Below are 14828 nucleotides of genomic sequence, written 5' to 3'. Positions count from 1 at the left end.
GTCAGTCCCTCGGATCGTCCGGATCGAGGCCGTGCAGCGGGAAGATCGCGCGGCGGGTGTCGCGGATGGCGATGTCGACCGGCTCGTCCGTCCCGTCTCCCCACGGGACGAAAGCGGTGTCGCGGTCGTCGGACATGCGGGCCGGGATCTCGGCGTTCGGCGCGGCCCTGGAGATGGACGCGACCCAGTTCGGCGGCAACGCCGTCTCCGGATCGACGTCGCGGTCGAGCACGGTGGCGAGCAGATGGGTCCAGGAACGCGGGACCACGCGGATCAGCTGGTAGCCACCGCCGCCCACGGCGAGCCAGCGGCCGCCGGCGTGCGCTTCGGACAGTTCGCGCAGCCGCCGGTAGATGGCGCGGTGACCGTCCACCGAGAGCGAGAGGTCGGCCAGCGGGTCCTCTTCGTGCGAGTCGACCCCGCACTGGGTGACGAGGATCTGCGGCCGGAACTGCTCCAGCATCGACGGCACGACCGCTTCGAACGCCCGCAGCCAACCGCCGTCACGGGTGCCGGGCGGTAGCGGGAGGTTGACCGCCGTGCCCTCGGCGCCGCCCTTGCCGATCTCCGCCGAGTAGCCGGTGCCGGGCCACAGCGTGAACGGATGCTGGTGCAGGGACACGGTCAGCACGCGGGGATCGTCGTAGAACGCGGCCTGTACCCCGTCGCCGTGGTGCACGTCGGTGTCGACGTAGGCGATGCGGTCGAAACCGTGGTCCAGCAGCCACGAGATCGCCACCGAGCAGTCGTTGTAGACGCAGAAGCCCGACGCCCTGTCCGGCATCGCGTGGTGCAGCCCGCCGGCGATGTTCACCGCGCGGGTCGCCTCGCCGTCGGCGATCTTGCGGGCGGCGAGCAACGTCGAGCCGACGACCAGCGCCGAGGCCTCGTGCATGCCGGTGAACACCGGGTTGTCCTCGGTGCCGAGCCCGTGCGCGAAATCGGCGCCGGTCATCGGCGCCTGCCGGACGGCCTCGATGTACTCGCCGATGTGGACGCGGCGGAGTTCGTCGTCCCCCGCCGGGCCGGGGACGAGCAGTTCGACGCCGTCGAGCACGCCCAGTTCGGTGGCGAGCCGGATGGTCAGTTCGAGCCGCACCGGATTGAACGGATGCTCGCCACCGAGGTCGTAACCCAGCAGCGAGGAGTCCCATACGACGGCCGGTGCTCGCATGGCACGGACTCTAGTGCCCGAAAGCGGCTCGTGCCCCGTTCCGGACCGCGGCGGGTCAGCCGGGCAGGTCCCCCGTGGCCACCGGACGCTCCGGATCACGGGACCAGTGCGACCACGAACCCGCGTACAGCGCCGCGGGCTCCGGGTGACCGGCGACCTCGAGCGCGAGGACGACGGACGAGGCGGTGACGCCCGATCCACAGTAGACACCGATCGAGGTCTCCGGGGTCACGCCGAAGCCTTCGAACCGCTCGGCCAGTTCCGAGGCGTCGCGCCAGCGGCCGTCCTCCGCGAGATGCCCGGAGAAGGGCGCGTTGACGGCGCCGGGGATGTGCCCGGCGCGCGGGTCGATCGGCTCGGTCTCCCCCGCGTACCTCGGCTTGGCCCTGGCGTCGAAGAGCAGTCCATCCCTGGCCAGGGTGGCGGCCTCGGCCGCGTCCAGCACCGGCATACCGCCGGGCTCCACGACGATGTCGCCCTCCTCGGGTGCGGGGACCTCGTCCGTGAGCGGGCGCTCCTCCTCGACCCAGGCGGCGAACCCGCCGTCCAGCACGGCGACCTCGGTGTGCCCGGCCCAGCGCAGCAGCCACCACGCCCGGGCCGCGACCGATCCGTCGGAGTCGTCGTAGACCACGACCGGGTGACCGGCGCGGACCCCCGCCGCCCGCAGATGCCGTTGCAGCGTCTCCGGATCGGGCAGCGGATGACGTCCGCCGTCACCCGGCTCCCCGGCGAGCGCCGTGTCGAGGTCGACGTACACCGCCCCCGGGAGATGTGCCTCACGATAGGAATCGGCACCGGGCGGGCCGACGAGCCGCCAGCGGACGTCGAGGACTACGGAGCGTGCCGGTTCCGGTGTGGAGAGCTGCGCGGCGAGTTCGCTGGTGGTGATCATGGGGCGCATGGGCCCATCTTCCCGCCCCTCGTGGCTCCACGCCCAGCTTGGGAGACTTTTCCCGCTTCGAAGCTTGTTGTCCCCACGCCTGCGTCGCTGTCGGTGCCAGCGACTACGATGAGCTACGCGGACGAAGGGGACAGCGTGAACGATCTCATCGACACCACAGAGATGTACTTACGTACGATCTACGAGCTCGAAGAAGAGGGTGTCGTCCCGCTGCGGGCCCGGATCGCGGAGCGGCTGCAACAGAGCGGCCCGACCGTGAGCCAGACCGTCGCCAGGATGGAACGTGACGGACTGGTCGTGGTCGCGGACGACAGGCACCTGCAGCTGACCGACCACGGTCGCGAACTCGCGATCGCCGTGATGCGGAAGCACCGGCTGGCCGAGCGCCTCCTGGTCGATGTGATCGGCCTGGAATGGGAGCACGTCCACAACGAGGCCTGCCGCTGGGAACACGTGATGAGCGAGGCTGTCGAGCGCAAGCTGGTCAAGCTGCTCGACCACCCCACCACCTCGCCCTACGGCAACCCGATCCCGGGACTGGACAAGCTCGGCGACGGCGATCCCGCCCCGCCGGCCGAAGCCGACCTGGTGCGGCTCGACGAGTTCGCCCGCATGGGTGGCGGCGACGTCGAGATCCGCCGCATCGCCGAGCACGTGCAGCTCGATGAGACGCTGATGACGGAACTGAAGTCGGTCGGCATCGTGCCCGGTGGCCGGGTCAAGGTTGGCAAGACGGCGCCCGGCGGGACCATCGAGGTCACCGGCGGGAACAATATCGCCCAGGTGCCCGTTTCGGCGCTGCACGCCGTGCTGGCGCAGGCCAGGTGAGGGCCGCGTCCGACGCCGCGGCGACCTTCCGGACCCTTCACGACCGGGCTCCGGCGGGGGTGTGGTCCGCGCCCGGCCGGGTGAACCTGATCGGCGAGCACACCGACTACAACGACGGTTTCGTGCTGCCGTTCGCCCTGCCGCACCGGCTCGCCGCCGCGGCGAGCCCGCGCGAGGACGGCGTCCTGACCGTCGCCACCCTGGGGTCGGACGGCCGGGTCCAGGAATCCGGCCCGCTCACCATCGCCGACCTGCGCCCCGGCGCGGTCGAGGGGTGGGCCGCGTACCCGGCGGGGGTCGCCTGGGTACTGCGTGACCAGGGCTTCGGCGGCGGCGCGGACGTGGTGATCGCGGGGAACGTGCCCTCGGGGGCGGGACTGTCCTCCTCCCACGCGCTCGAATGCGCCGTCGCGCTCGCCCTCCTGGGGCTCGCGGGCGTCACTCCGGGGACCGGCGCGGGCGCGCCGACCCTGCACGAAGTGGCCCGCTGGGTACAGCGTTCGGAGAACGACTTCGTCGGGGCGCCGACCGGCCTGCTCGACCAGACCGCTTCCTTGTGCTGCACGGAATCGAACGTGCTGTTCCTCGACGTCCGCTCCGGCGAGATGGAGCAGGTGCCGTTCCCGCTGGAGGAATCCGGCGTCCGGATCCTGATCATGGACACCCGCACGAAGCACTCGCACGCCGAGGGCGGCTACGGCGAACGCCGGAGGGGCTGCGAGCGCGCCGCGGAACTGCTCGAAGTGAAGGCGCTCAGGGACATCGGCGTCGACGGGCTGGACACCGCGCTCGCCAAGCTGCCGGACGAACTGGTGCCGCTGGTGCGCCACGTGGTGACGGAGAACCAGCGGGTCCTCGACACCGTGGACCTGCTGCGGGCTGGCCGGATCACCGAGATCGGCCCCCAGCTGGACGCCTCGCACGTCAGCATGCGCGACGACTACCGGATTTCCACCCGTGAACTCGACCTCGCCGTCGATTCGGCCCGCGAAGCCGGGGCGCTCGGCGCACGGATGACCGGCGGCGGCTTCGGCGGTTCGGCGATCGCACTGGTCCGCGAGTCCGATGTGGACACTGTGGGGCGAGCGGTGAAGGCCGCGTACGAGGCGGCGGATCTGCGCCACCCCAGGCTGTTCACCGCGGTCCCTTCGCGCGGCGCGGGTCACGACGAGCTGTAGGCCGTGTCCTAGTACCCCCGGGCGCGACGGATGCCCGGGGGCGTGGAGACTGGGCCGCGACCGCATCCGCAGCAGAAAGGCGCGAACGTGACCGACGAACCGACCAAGACCCTGAAGCTGATGGTGACGGGCGGAGCCGGTTATGTGGGCAGCGTCTGCGCGGCCCGCCTCATCGAGGCCGGGCACGACGTCACCGTGGTCGACGACCTCTCCACCGGACACGGCGACGCGGTGCACCCGGACGCCACCTTCATCGAGGGTGACGCCGCCGAGGTCGCGCGGCGCGTTCTCGGCGACGGGTTCGACGGTGTCCTCCACTTCGCCGCCAAGTCGCTGGTCGGCGAGTCGATGACGGATCCGGCGAAGTACTGGGAAGGCAACGTCCTGACCTCGCTCCGTCTGCTCGAGGCGATGCGCGACCACGGCACGAAGCGACTGGTGTTCTCCTCCACCGCGGCCACCTACGGCGAACCCGAATCCTCCCCCATCCCGGAAACCGCGCCGACGCAGCCGACGAACACCTACGGCGCGACGAAGCTGGCCATCGACCACGCGATGACGTCGTTCTCGCGCGCTCACGGCATCGCCGCGGTGAGCCTGCGCTACTTCAACGTCGCGGGCGCCTACGGCTCCTTCGGCGAGCGGCACACCACCGAAACCCACCTGATCCCCCTCGTGCTCCAGGTCGCCACCGGGGACCGCGAGCGGATCCAGATCTTCGGTGACGACTACCCGACCGCGGACGGCACCGCCATCCGCGACTACATCCACGTGGTCGACCTCGCCGACGCGCACCAGCTGGCCCTGCGCCACGCCGTCGACGGCGAGCACCGCGTCTACAACCTCGGCAGCGGCACCGGTTTCTCCGTGCTCGAAGTGATCGAGGCGTGCCGCCGCATCACCGGTCACGAGATCCCCGCCGCGGTCGCGCCGCGCCGGGCGGGCGACCCGTCGGTGCTGGTGGCCTCCAGCGAGCGCGCGGGTGACGAACTCGGGTGGAAGCCCGAGCGCACGGACCTCGACGGCATCGTGGCCGACGCGTGGGAGTTCACGCGGTCCCGCCAAGCGGCCCGAGGCTGAGCACGAGCGGGCTTTCCGCCCGCTGCCGCAGGATGATCCCGGCCACTTCGGACGGAGCCAGCATCCCGTCCAAGGCGGCTGTCAGCAGCCCGGTCATCCTGTGCTCCTGATCGACTTCGCGGGCCCTGGCCAGCGCCATCCCGGCGACGGTCAGGTCACCGCGGGCGTAGGCGGCGTGCGCCTTCAGGCACAGTGCCTCGGCGGATTCCGGCGCGGGAAGCTCACGGGCGAGGCAGAGCCAGAGATCTTCCGCGGTCCGCGCCAGCGGCGAGTCCACCGGCGCGGCGGTGAGCAGGCAGGCGTCCCGGACTTCGACGAGGGAAAGCGCCCAGGCCAAGCGGACGGCCTGGTCGTCGGTGATCACCTGGTCGCCACTCTCGACACGGGCGAGCGCGGCGTTCACCTCGGCGAGCCCCGCCTCGGCGACGGCGTCTCCTTCCCAGGGCGGCTCCGGCAGCCGGGTCAGGAGTTCGGAACGCCGCGCGAGCGTTTCTGGCGGACCGGCTTCGAAAAGACGCTCCAGGTCTTCCCTGCTCTCGCGGGCGACGTGGCCGACGCTGGTGGCGACGGCGGCGATCACCGACTCGCGAGGGTCGGGCAGGAGGCCGCCGCAGTCCCTGTCGCGGTAACACCCCCACCGCACGCCGGCGGTGATGGACGGTACCCACAACGAGTGCAGCAGGGGGATGCCGTGCTCGGCGAGTGCGGATTCCAGGCGCCGGACGAAACGGCGGCGCGGCGGCCGCCCGGCCGGATTCGGGGAACCGCCGCCGACGACGGCCACCGTGGCGCCGGTGTGCGCGGTCGCGGCGAGCCTGCCCGCGAGGTCCCGCGCCTGTTCCTGTTCGAGTCCGGGCGGTGGGAGGTCCACGCGCAGGGTCATGCCCTGTCGCTTGCGGTCCGGCCCTCGCTGCCCGAAGACGACGACGGAGTTCTCGGGGTGGAACCCGAGGATGTACGGGATCGCGGCGAGCAGGTCCGCCGGATCCTTCAGATCGACCTTGGTCCTGCCGGTCGGGGTGGAAGTGGTCATGCCCCCACCCTGCGGCGGGAATGGGGCCGCCGGGTGGGGGCAGGACACATCTGTGGACAGCCGGGACCGTTGTGCACAACCGCCGCGGACCGGTCGCGGGGACGCGGATCCTGTCGGTGGGGTGGTCTATCGTGCCCGGCCCCTCGGGGTCAGTCGCAGTGTTCGAACGGGCTCTCGTAGGCGTTCGTCCCGACCGACCCGCCCCACTTGACGCAGGTCGCGGCGGCCGTCTTCTTCACGGGCCCGGCGTAGTAGGTGAAGCTGCCGGAATCGGTCGTGCGAGCCGAACCCTGGACCTCGAGGAACGCCGACACCGGCGACGCGGTGCCGAGCGAAACCGCCTTCAGCGTGGTCACGCAGTTGGACTTGGCCGACGAGTTGTAGAGCAGGTACGCCGTGCCGGAGCCGTTGGCGAGCGCCTGCGAGTCGACCACCGAGAACCCGCTGCCGCACACCTCGGTGGCCTCGTACGGGTTGCCGCCGCACGAGTTCTTGCTGGTGAAGTTCGTGTGGCCGTAGTACGGCACCGCGACCCCGTTCAGCTTCGCCTTCTGCGCCGTTCCGTTGAGCCGCTGTTCGAAGTGCAGGTGCGGACCGGTCACTCCGCCGGTCGCCCCGGCCGTGCCGATCTGCTTGCCGAGGCTGACGGCCTGGCCGACCGAGACCGACTGGGTCGACAGGTGGGCGTAACGGGTGGTCCAGCCGCCACCGTGGTTGATCTCGACCCAGCGCCCGTAGCTCGTGCTGCCTTCGTTGGCGACCCGGCTTACGGTGCCACCCGCCGAGGCGAGCACCGGCATCCCGGTGATCCCCGACTTCTGGAAGTCGACCGAGTTCGCCGGGCTGTGCCCGCTGAACGTCGCGGCCGTGACCGTCACCCCGCATTTGAACGGGACCTGGAAGTTCGGAGCCGCCGACGCCTGCGTCGTTCCGGCCAGGGTCAGGCCGAGCGCGGGGATGACGGTGGCCGCGGCGAGTACTGCGAGGCGGCGCAACCTGGACATGGAGACCTCCATCGGATGGGGAAGCCGGACGCCGCGAAGCAAAGCCGGACGAAATACATTTTCCATACAAGGCCGAGGTCGGGTCGGCGTTTTCGGCCAGGAAACGCCGGATGCCACGTTCCCCGCGGGGAACGTGGCATCCGGAACGGGACGACTCAGCCGAAGGCGGCGCGCAACGCGGGCTTCCCGCCCGCCACCGGCAGCACCACGGTGGTCCGGTTCAGTTCGAGCGAGATCCCCGCCCCGGGCTTCGGCCGGAGCGTGTAGTCGTGGTCGCTGGAAGCCAGCAGGAACTCGATCTTGTGCCCGGCCGCGAGCAGGTAGTCCTTCGCCACCAGCTCGACCTCGATCTGATAGCTCTCACCGGGGGTGATCGGGTCGGTGCGGGCCGGGTCGCGGCGGTTCTGCGGGTCGGTCCAGCCGCGGGTGATCACCTTCGCCGTACCGTTCGGGGCGCGGTCGACGAGCACCGCCGTCACATTCGCGGCGGGCTTGTCGAAGGACACCGACAGACCGACCTTCGCGGTGCCGGCCAGGCGTACGGGCTGCTTCGCGGCGGTGGTCGAGTACAGCAGCCGGTTGCCCGACGAGGCCGCGTTGGCGAGCTGTTCGACGGTCTTGCTCGCGTCGTCGGCCAGCTTCTCGACGGCGGCCTTGCCAGGAACGGAGTTGCGCGTGTCGAGCTTGCCCTTCGAGGAGCCGCCGGGCCACGGGTAGAGCTTCACGTCCTGGGTGCCGGGCAGCGGCCACTCTGGCTCGTCCACCCACGACTTGTCCTCGCGCTGGATGGTGGCCTTCGGCTCGCGTTCGATGCCGTTGTCCAGGTCGTAGAGGTAGTGCGACATCCACTTGTTCAACGTGGCGAGCCAGACGTCGCGGCGGAGGCTGTACGGGTCGGCGTGACCGGACTGGTGCAGCCAGATCTTGTGCTCGACGCCGTGCTGCTTCAGCGCCTCGTACCAGCGCGTGCCCTGGTCGGTCTTGACGTTCCAGTCGCCGAGGCCGTGCACCACGAGCACCGAGGCCCGTACCTTCCGCACGTCGTTGCGGTAGTTCCGCACGTCCCAGAAGGGGCTGTAGTCGCCGGTCACCCGGTCCTGGTCGACGGCGATGCGGTCGATGAGCGGACGGCAGACGGCACGGTCCTGGCGCGTGTACACGTAGTCCGCGAGTACGTCCGCGTCCTCGCCCTGGAAACCGCCTGCCGCGACGACGGCGCCGTCGTTGCGGTAGTAGTCGTACCAGCTGGAGATCGCCGCGATGGGGACGATCGTCTCCAGTCCCTCGACGCCGGTGCTGGCGACCGCGTTGGGCAGCGTCCCGTTGTAGGAGACGCCGGTCATGCCGGTCTTGCCGGTGCTCCAGTCCGCGACCGCGGCCTTGCCCGCGGCGTCGCGCGCCGTCGCCCTGCCGTTCAGCCAGTCCACAATGGACTTCGCGCCGATGGTCTCGTTGACGTCGCCGGTGCTCGGGCAGCCGGTGGACTGGCCGCTGCCGAGCGATTCGCCGTACACCACGGCGAACCCACGGGCGGTGAAGTAGTCCTGGTAGCGCCAGCTGATCGGCGCCGGGTTCGGGCCGACGGTCTTGGTCGCGATCCGCGGGCCCGCGGGGGCGCGTTTGGCGCCGGGCACGTACAGCTCGGTGTCGACGTTGTGGTTCGCGACGTCGTTGCCGCCCGCGTAATACGGGCTGGCCTGGTAGACGACCGGGACCTTCATGCCCTGCTGGGTCGCGCGCGGCCGCACCACCTCCGCGTGCACGAGGTCGTCCTTGCCGTCGCCGTCGCTGTCGACTGGCGCGGTGACCCAGACGTTCTCCCGGATGACCTCCGCCGGGTCGAACACCGGCTGCGCCTGACCGTCTTTGAAGACCGGTGTCGGCGGGGCGTCGGCTTGGGCCGGCAGAGCCGTCGCTGGAAGAACCAGGACGGCGGTGAACAAGGCGGCGAGCCTGGCGACTCTCACGTGACCCCCAAAGGCGGGCGGGCAAGACGAAGCTGAGGCTTCCGGCCACCCGAACAGGTGTCAAGAGACTAACGTCGGAGGCATGCCGAGCATCGTGGAAGCACCGATCGTCGCCGTCACCGTGTACCCCCACCATGCCCGGATAACGAGACGGGCCTCGGCACGCCTTGACGACAAGGACACACGGTTCAGTTTCGCCGGTCTGCCCTGGAACCTGGACTCCGATTCGGTCCGGGTCACCGGCTCCGGTCCGGCGGTCATCGCGGGGGTCGACGTCGCCGTCGAGCGCCATCCCGCGCCCGCCGACGCTTCCTTGCGCGCGCTGACGGAGCAGCGGCACGCCGACCAGGCCGTGGTCGACGAGGTCGCGGACGCCGTCGCCGCGGAGACCGCGAAGGTCGAGCTGCTGACCGGGGTGGCGAAGCGGAGTGGCGGCAGGTTCGCGAAGGCGCTCGCGGCGGGCACGGCGGAGCCGCCCCGGGTCGCGGAGGTGACCGACGCGCTCGGCACGCAGTTGGCGGGCGCGCTGGGCAAACGCCGCGAACTCGGCATCCGGCTCGCCCGCCATCGCGGCGACCTCGGCGCGCTGGACCGGGAGATCCAGGCGAAGCAAGGGCTGTCCGATGTGGACAGTGCGACGGTCACGGTCGAACTGGAAAGCCAGGAGGACGGCGCGGAGTTCGGCCTCGAACTGTCCTATGTGGTCGCGAACGCGAGCTGGGAACCCGGTTACGACGTCCGCGTCCGCGGTGAGGACGTCAGCGTGACCTGGTACGGGAGGATCACCCAGCACACCGGCGAGGACTGGCCCGAATGCGAGCTGGCCCTGTCCACCGCGCGACCGGCGAACACCGTGGAGGTCCCCGAACTCGAACCGTGGTTCCTCGACCGCGTACGCCCGGTCCAGCCGGCGATGGCACGCGCCGCGTACGGCGGGGCGTCACCGATGGGCGGCGGGATCCCGGAAGCGGTGAGCATGGCGCCGCCCGCGTCCGCCAGGGCCCCGATGGCGGTGCGGACCGCGACCGCCGAGGAGGGGGCCACCGCGGTCACCTACCGGCCGGGACGTCCGGTAGCGGTGCCTTCGGGCGCACAGGGCCACCGCACGACGCTGGCACAGCTGGACCTGACGGCGAAACTGGGCTATATCACCGCTCCGGCGGTCTCGTCGGAGGCATACCTGCGGGCGACCGTGGTCAACACGTCGGAACACACGCTGCGGCCGGGGAAGGCGTCGGTGTTCCACGAGACGGAGTTCGTCGGCACCACGCGGCTCGACGTCTGGGCGCCGGGCGAGGAACTCGAACTCGCCCTCGGCGTGGACGACCGGATCCGGGTCGAACGGGAACTCTCGCATCGCTCGGCGAGCAAGGCGACGCTGTCCGGCGTGCGCAAACGGGAGGCCGCCTACACCACGACCGTCAGCAACCACAGCCCGCGCGAAGCGGTCGTGACCGTGCTGGACCAGGCGCCGGTCTCCCGCGACGAAGCGATCACGGTCCGCGACGTCCGCGCGGTGCCCGAGCCGGTGGAGCAGACCGATCTGGGTGAGTTCACCTGGCGGCTGACGCTCGCTCCGGGCGCGAAGGGTGTCGTGACGCTCGGATACCGGGTGGATGTCGCGAAGGGCGTGGAGCTTTCCGGCTGGCGCGAGTAGCCGTCGACGATGTTATGAACGGACCTTTCATAACAGATTTTGTTATGAAAGGTCCGTTCATAACAGGCTCAGCCCTGCGAGATGTACGCCTCGAGCTGTTCCTGACTCTTCTCCAGCTGTTCCATGCGCGTCTTCACGACGTCGCCGATGCTCACGATCCCGGCGAGCCTGCCGTCCACCAGGACCGGGACGTGCCGGATGCGGCGTTCGGTCATCAGGACCGACAGCTGGTCCACCGAGTCCTCGGGGGTACAGCTGGCGACCATCTTCGTCATGATCGCGGACACCGATCCGTCGAGCAGCTGGGGCCCGCGCTCGTTGAGCCGCCGCACCACGTCCCGTTCGGAGACGATCCCGACGATCCCGCCCTCGTCGTCGACGACCACCAGGGCGCCGACGTTGTGCTCCGCCAGTCTCTCGAGCAGCTCGGTGACGTTCGTCTCCGGCGAGACGGTCGCGACGGCCGCCCCCTTGTTCCGCAACAGATCGGAAATCCGCATACGCGCTCCTCCCGGATGGGTGACCTGAGTCACTCCAGGTTATGGCCTCACCGCCGTGCGCGAAAGTCCGGAGAGTCCGATTCGATGCCCAACCTGGTCGCGAGCGCGTCGTAGGCCTCGATGATCCCGGTGCCGTACGGGTCGTCGCCGAGCGCGCCGAGTGTTCCCCGCCCGAGCTCCCATTGGGCCTTCGCGGCCTCGTGATCACCGAGTTTGCGGTAATCCTCGGCGAGGTTGAGATGCAGCGACGGGTAGAACCCGCGCACGGCGAGGGTCGCGTGATACTCCTGGGCGCGTTCGTCGGTCAGCGAGTCCGCGGCCGCGAGCGCGCGGAGATCCCAGGCGAGTTCGTCGGCCGGGTCGTCGCGGACGTCGGCCATGTAGTGCGCGAGCGCGCATCGGTGCAGCGGGTCGCCTTCCTCGCCGATCCGCTCCCACAGCGCGGCGAACTTCTCGCGCGCGCCCGCCCGGTCGCCGGAGATGTGCAGCTGGAGGCCGGCGTGGATCTCGGCCATCACGTCGTCGCTCATTTGACCTCCGAAGCGGGCGCCGCCCAGGTGTTGCACGACGACGTCGCCTTCCCCGAGAACCCGGCTTTCGCCCATTTCAGCTGGTTACGGCTACTGCCGTGGGTGTCGCTGTCGTCGGTGTCGCCGTAGGTGTCGAGCGCGGCGGCGGCCAGCGAAGTGCTGATCGACCCGCGGCCGGCGGCGGCCGCGAGGGCGAGCGCGCCGAAGCAGTTCGCCTGGAGTTCGATGCGGCGGACCCGTTCCTTGTCGGCCGGGCTGTCCTCGTCCGGCGAGGTCATCTTCTCCGCGGCGGCCGACAGGATCCCGCTGGAGCGCTGGATGTGGTGCCCGTACTCGTGGGCCATGGTCGCGAGATGACGGGACCGTTCGAGTCCGGCGTCGCTCAGCATCCACTCGGTCGGCGCGTAGATCGTGGTGTCACCGCCGCAGTAGTAGGCGACGGCCTCTGCCTCGCTCGGCACCTTCCCGCAGGCGCTCGTCTCCGGCAGCGTCACCTGCACGGTCACCGTCAGCGCGGGCTCGTTCGCCTGGTCCAAAGCCGGTTTCCAGGCTTCGGCGAGACAGGAGGCGAAGGTCTTGTAGTACCTCTCCAGCTTCGCGGGGTCCCGGCTGATCGCCGGCAACCGGCAGGTGACCGCGCCGAGCGCGACCCCGTCGGCCAGCAGCGGGTTCGTTTCCAGCTCCCGCACCTCCTCGGGCGCGGGTTTGGCCGGCGCCTTGGCGCGTTCGGAAGTGAGCGCGTCCGGCACCGGGAGGGCCTGGCCGTCGATCTCCCGCGGTCCGCCAGCCATCGCCATCCCGGCGGCGGTCAAGGCCGCGACGATGAACAAGCCGACCACGGCGGTGCCCGTATCGCGGGATGCCTCGTCGGTGCCGGTCATGGTCTCCCCCCAGCGTGCGAGCCCCCAGCATACGAAACACCACACCTGGTGGCGCCGGGGCCGACACCCCGGCGAGACTGTCAGCATGAGTGACGAGGACCCGTACCTGTGGCTGGAAGACGTGACCGGCGGCGAAGCGCTGGACTGGGTGCGAGCCCGCAACTCCGAGTCCCTGGCGGAGCTGTCCCTCGGCGAGCGGTTCGCCGGCATCCGTGACGAGGTCCGCGAGGTCCTCGACGCCGACGACCGGATCCCGTACGTCCGCCGCCGCGGCGAGTACCTGTACAACTTCTGGCAGGACTCGGCCAACCCCCGCGGCCTGTGGCGCCGCACCACCCTCGAGCAGTACCGGCTCGACGCGCCGGAGTGGGACCTCCTGCTCGACGTCGACGCGCTGGCCGAGGCCGACGGCGAGAACTGGGTGTGGCAGGGCGCCGCCGTCCTGCGGCCGGGCTACGACATCGCATTGGTCGAACTGTCGCGAGGTGGGGCCGACGCGACCGTCGTCCGCGAATTCGACCTCGAAGAACGCCGCTTCGTCGAGGACGGGTTCTTCGTGCCCGAAGCCAAGACCCGGATCGGCTGGATCGACCGCGACCGCGTCTACATCGGCACCGATTTCGGCGCGGGAACGTTGACCAGCTCGGGTTATCCGAGGCTGGCCAAGGAATGGCGGCGCGGTACCCCGCTCGAAGAGGCGACGGTGGTCTTCGAGGGCAAGCCGGACGACGTCTCGGTGTCGGCCCACCACGACCCGACCGAGGGATACGAACGCGACTTCGTCTACCGGTCGATCGACTTCTACCGCACCGAGCGGTACGTCAGGACGCCTGGCGAGCTGAAGCGGATCGAGGTCCCCGAAGACGCACAGACGTCCTCACACCGCGAATGGCTGCTGATCCGGCTCCGCTCGGACTGGACCGTCGACGGCACCACCTACCCGTCCGGCACCCTGCTCGCCTCCGGGTTCGACGCCTTCATGGCGGGTGAGCGCACCTTCACGACGCTCTTCACGCCCGACGCGCACACGTCGCTGGAGTACTGGGCGTGGACGCACAACCATCTGCTGCTCTCGACGCTGTCCGACGTCCGGACGGAACTGCGTGTGCTCACGCCGTCGGACGACTGGAGCTCGCAGCCGCTCGCCGGCGCCCCGGAGCTGGGCACGGCGCAGATCACCGGCACCGACCCCGACGTCAGTGACGAGTACCTACTCGACTCCAGCGGCTACACCCAGCCGTCGACGCTGAGCTACGGGCACGTCGGCGGCGACGTCGAAGTCCTCAAGCGCGCGCCCTCGTTCTTCGACAGCGAAGGCATGACGGTCTCGCAGTACTTCGCGACGTCGGAGGACGGCACGAAGATCCCGTACTTCGTCGTACGCCCCTCCGGCGCCGAAGGCGGGCCGACGCTGCTGACCGGGTACGGCGGCTTCGAGGTCTCGCTGACCCCCAGCTACAGCGGCGTGATCGGCCGAGGCTGGCTCTCGCGCGGCGGGACCTACGTCGTCGCGAACATCCGCGGCGGCGGCGAATACGGGCCCGCCTGGCACACCTCGGTCACCAAAGCCAAGCGGTACAAGGTCTACGAGGACTTCTCGGCCGTCGCCGCCGACCTCGCCGAGCGCGGCATCAGCGAGCCGGGCCGCCTCGGGATCCAGGGCGGCAGCAACGGCGGGCTGCTGATGGGCGTCATGCTCACGCGGTACCCGCACCTGTTCGGCGCCATCGTGAGCCAGGTGCCGCTGCTGGACATGAAGCGATACCACAAACTCCTCGCGGGCGCGTCGTGGATGGCGGAGTACGGCGACCCCGACGACCCTGCGGAATGGGACTTCATCGGGAAGTACTCGCCGTACCAGAACGTCCACAGTGGACGGGACTATCCGCCGGTCCTGTTCGTCACCTCCACCCGGGACGACCGGGTGCATCCCGCGCACGCGCGCAAGATGGTCGCGCGGATGCTGGAGCAGGGGCACGACGTGCGGTACCACGAGAACATCGAGGGCGGCCACGGCGCGGCGGCCGACAACGAGCAGCTGGCGTTCAAATGGGCGCTGATGCTCGAATTCCTGTGGGAGAAGCTCGCCTGA

Annotated in this window: 13 protein-coding genes; 5 read left to right on the top strand and 8 right to left on the bottom strand. The window is 70.3% G+C overall.

What is annotated here, in order from left to right; all coding sequences use genetic code 11:
• Position 1: 1 nt before the first annotated feature.
• Entirely contained in the window at positions 2-1174 is a 1173-nt protein-coding gene (locus tag ACLARN_RS13940; RefSeq protein WP_409491786.1) for an acetoin utilization protein AcuC, read from the bottom strand.
• Positions 1175-1229: 55 nt separating this feature from the next.
• A complete protein-coding gene (locus tag ACLARN_RS13935) occupies positions 1230-2078 on the bottom strand; it encodes a sulfurtransferase (protein WP_409491785.1) in 849 nt (282 codons plus the stop codon).
• A 108-nt stretch (positions 2079-2186) separates the two neighbouring features.
• On the opposite strand from ACLARN_RS13935, the gene ACLARN_RS13930 reads away from it, so the two are divergent.
• The 3 genes from ACLARN_RS13930 to galE all read left to right on the top strand — a co-directional run bounded on the left by ACLARN_RS13930 (position 2187) and on the right by galE (position 5164).
• Complete coding sequence (locus ACLARN_RS13930) at positions 2187-2906, top strand: metal-dependent transcriptional regulator (protein WP_084749284.1); 720 nt, start codon at positions 2187-2189, stop codon at positions 2904-2906.
• The gene (gene galK, locus ACLARN_RS13925; RefSeq protein ID WP_409491784.1) at positions 2903-4084 is read left to right on the top strand and encodes a galactokinase; all 1182 of its coding nucleotides are present in this window, start codon (positions 2903-2905) and stop codon (positions 4082-4084) included. The genes ACLARN_RS13930 and galK overlap by 4 nt, the downstream gene beginning before the upstream one ends.
• Before the next feature lie 120 nt (positions 4085-4204).
• Positions 4205-5164 (top strand): UDP-glucose 4-epimerase GalE, encoded by a 960-nt coding sequence (galE, locus tag ACLARN_RS13920; RefSeq protein ID WP_409491893.1) that lies wholly within the window; start codon positions 4205-4207, stop codon positions 5162-5164.
• Here galE and ACLARN_RS13915 read toward each other — a convergent pair.
• The 3 genes from ACLARN_RS13915 to ACLARN_RS13905 all read right to left on the bottom strand — a co-directional run bounded on the left by ACLARN_RS13915 (position 5133) and on the right by ACLARN_RS13905 (position 9168).
• A complete protein-coding gene (locus ACLARN_RS13915; RefSeq protein ID WP_409491783.1) occupies positions 5133-6197 on the bottom strand; it encodes a DUF4192 domain-containing protein in 1065 nt (354 codons plus the stop codon). The two genes, galE and ACLARN_RS13915, sit on opposite strands and share 32 nt — an antisense overlap.
• A gap of 149 nt (positions 6198-6346) precedes the next feature.
• Positions 6347-7201 (bottom strand): M23 family metallopeptidase, encoded by an 855-nt coding sequence (locus ACLARN_RS13910; RefSeq protein WP_409491782.1) that lies wholly within the window; start codon positions 7199-7201, stop codon positions 6347-6349.
• Positions 7202-7356: 155 nt separating this feature from the next.
• A complete protein-coding gene (locus ACLARN_RS13905; protein WP_409491781.1) occupies positions 7357-9168 on the bottom strand; it encodes a Xaa-Pro dipeptidyl-peptidase in 1812 nt (603 codons plus the stop codon).
• Positions 9169-9250: 82 nt separating this feature from the next.
• On the opposite strand from ACLARN_RS13905, the gene ACLARN_RS13900 reads away from it, so the two are divergent.
• Positions 9251-10825, top strand: a complete 1575-nt coding sequence (locus ACLARN_RS13900; RefSeq protein ID WP_409491780.1) for a DUF4139 domain-containing protein — start codon at positions 9251-9253, stop codon at positions 10823-10825.
• A gap of 68 nt (positions 10826-10893) precedes the next feature.
• Here the strand turns inward: ACLARN_RS13900 and ACLARN_RS13895 are convergent, their stop codons facing one another.
• Genes ACLARN_RS13895 through ACLARN_RS13885 form a run of 3 tightly spaced genes read right to left on the bottom strand, consistent with a single transcriptional unit; the run spans position 10894 to position 12736 of the window.
• A complete protein-coding gene (locus ACLARN_RS13895; RefSeq protein ID WP_409491779.1) occupies positions 10894-11325 on the bottom strand; it encodes a CBS domain-containing protein in 432 nt (143 codons plus the stop codon).
• A gap of 47 nt (positions 11326-11372) precedes the next feature.
• The gene (locus ACLARN_RS13890; RefSeq protein WP_409491778.1) at positions 11373-11855 is read right to left on the bottom strand and encodes a hypothetical protein; all 483 of its coding nucleotides are present in this window, start codon (positions 11853-11855) and stop codon (positions 11373-11375) included.
• Positions 11852-12736 carry a neutral zinc metallopeptidase gene (locus ACLARN_RS13885; protein WP_409491777.1) on the bottom strand — a complete coding sequence of 295 codons (885 nt, stop codon included), beginning with the start codon at positions 12734-12736 and terminating at the stop codon, positions 11852-11854. The genes ACLARN_RS13890 and ACLARN_RS13885 overlap by 4 nt, the downstream gene beginning before the upstream one ends.
• 85 nt (positions 12737-12821) lie before the next feature.
• On the opposite strand from ACLARN_RS13885, the gene ACLARN_RS13880 reads away from it, so the two are divergent.
• Positions 12822-14828 carry a prolyl oligopeptidase family serine peptidase gene (locus ACLARN_RS13880; RefSeq protein ID WP_409491776.1) on the top strand — a complete coding sequence of 669 codons (2007 nt, stop codon included), beginning with the start codon at positions 12822-12824 and terminating at the stop codon, positions 14826-14828.

The sequence above is a fragment of the Amycolatopsis sp. cmx-11-12 genome, assembly GCF_046269425.1.
GTDB lineage: Bacteria > Actinomycetota > Actinomycetes > Mycobacteriales > Pseudonocardiaceae > Amycolatopsis.
Note: the sequence above shows the minus strand (reverse complement) of the source record. Positions and strands in the feature narration are given on the sequence as shown.

What these genes read in the sequence shown, in the direction of transcription:
- ACLARN_RS13940 (WP_409491786.1), bottom strand. Translation starts at nt 1,174, where the DNA reads ATGCGAGCACCGGCCGTCGTATGGGACTCCTCGCTGCTGGGTTACGAC.
- ACLARN_RS13935 (WP_409491785.1), bottom strand. Translation starts at nt 2,078, where the DNA reads ATGCGCCCCATGATCACCACCAGCGAACTCGCCGCGCAGCTCTCCACA.
- ACLARN_RS13930 (WP_084749284.1), top strand. Translation starts at nt 2,187, where the DNA reads ATGAGCTACGCGGACGAAGGGGACAGCGTGAACGATCTCATCGACACC.
- galE (WP_409491893.1), top strand. Translation starts at nt 4,205, where the DNA reads ATGGTGACGGGCGGAGCCGGTTATGTGGGCAGCGTCTGCGCGGCCCGC.
- ACLARN_RS13915 (WP_409491783.1), bottom strand. Translation starts at nt 6,197, where the DNA reads ATGACCACTTCCACCCCGACCGGCAGGACCAAGGTCGATCTGAAGGAT.
- ACLARN_RS13910 (WP_409491782.1), bottom strand. Translation starts at nt 7,201, where the DNA reads ATGTCCAGGTTGCGCCGCCTCGCAGTACTCGCCGCGGCCACCGTCATC.
- ACLARN_RS13900 (WP_409491780.1), top strand. Translation starts at nt 9,251, where the DNA reads ATGCCGAGCATCGTGGAAGCACCGATCGTCGCCGTCACCGTGTACCCC.
- ACLARN_RS13895 (WP_409491779.1), bottom strand. Translation starts at nt 11,325, where the DNA reads ATGCGGATTTCCGATCTGTTGCGGAACAAGGGGGCGGCCGTCGCGACC.
- ACLARN_RS13890 (WP_409491778.1), bottom strand. Translation starts at nt 11,855, where the DNA reads ATGAGCGACGACGTGATGGCCGAGATCCACGCCGGCCTCCAGCTGCAC.
- ACLARN_RS13885 (WP_409491777.1), bottom strand. Translation starts at nt 12,736, where the DNA reads ATGACCGGCACCGACGAGGCATCCCGCGATACGGGCACCGCCGTGGTC.
- ACLARN_RS13880 (WP_409491776.1), top strand. Translation starts at nt 12,822, where the DNA reads ATGAGTGACGAGGACCCGTACCTGTGGCTGGAAGACGTGACCGGCGGC.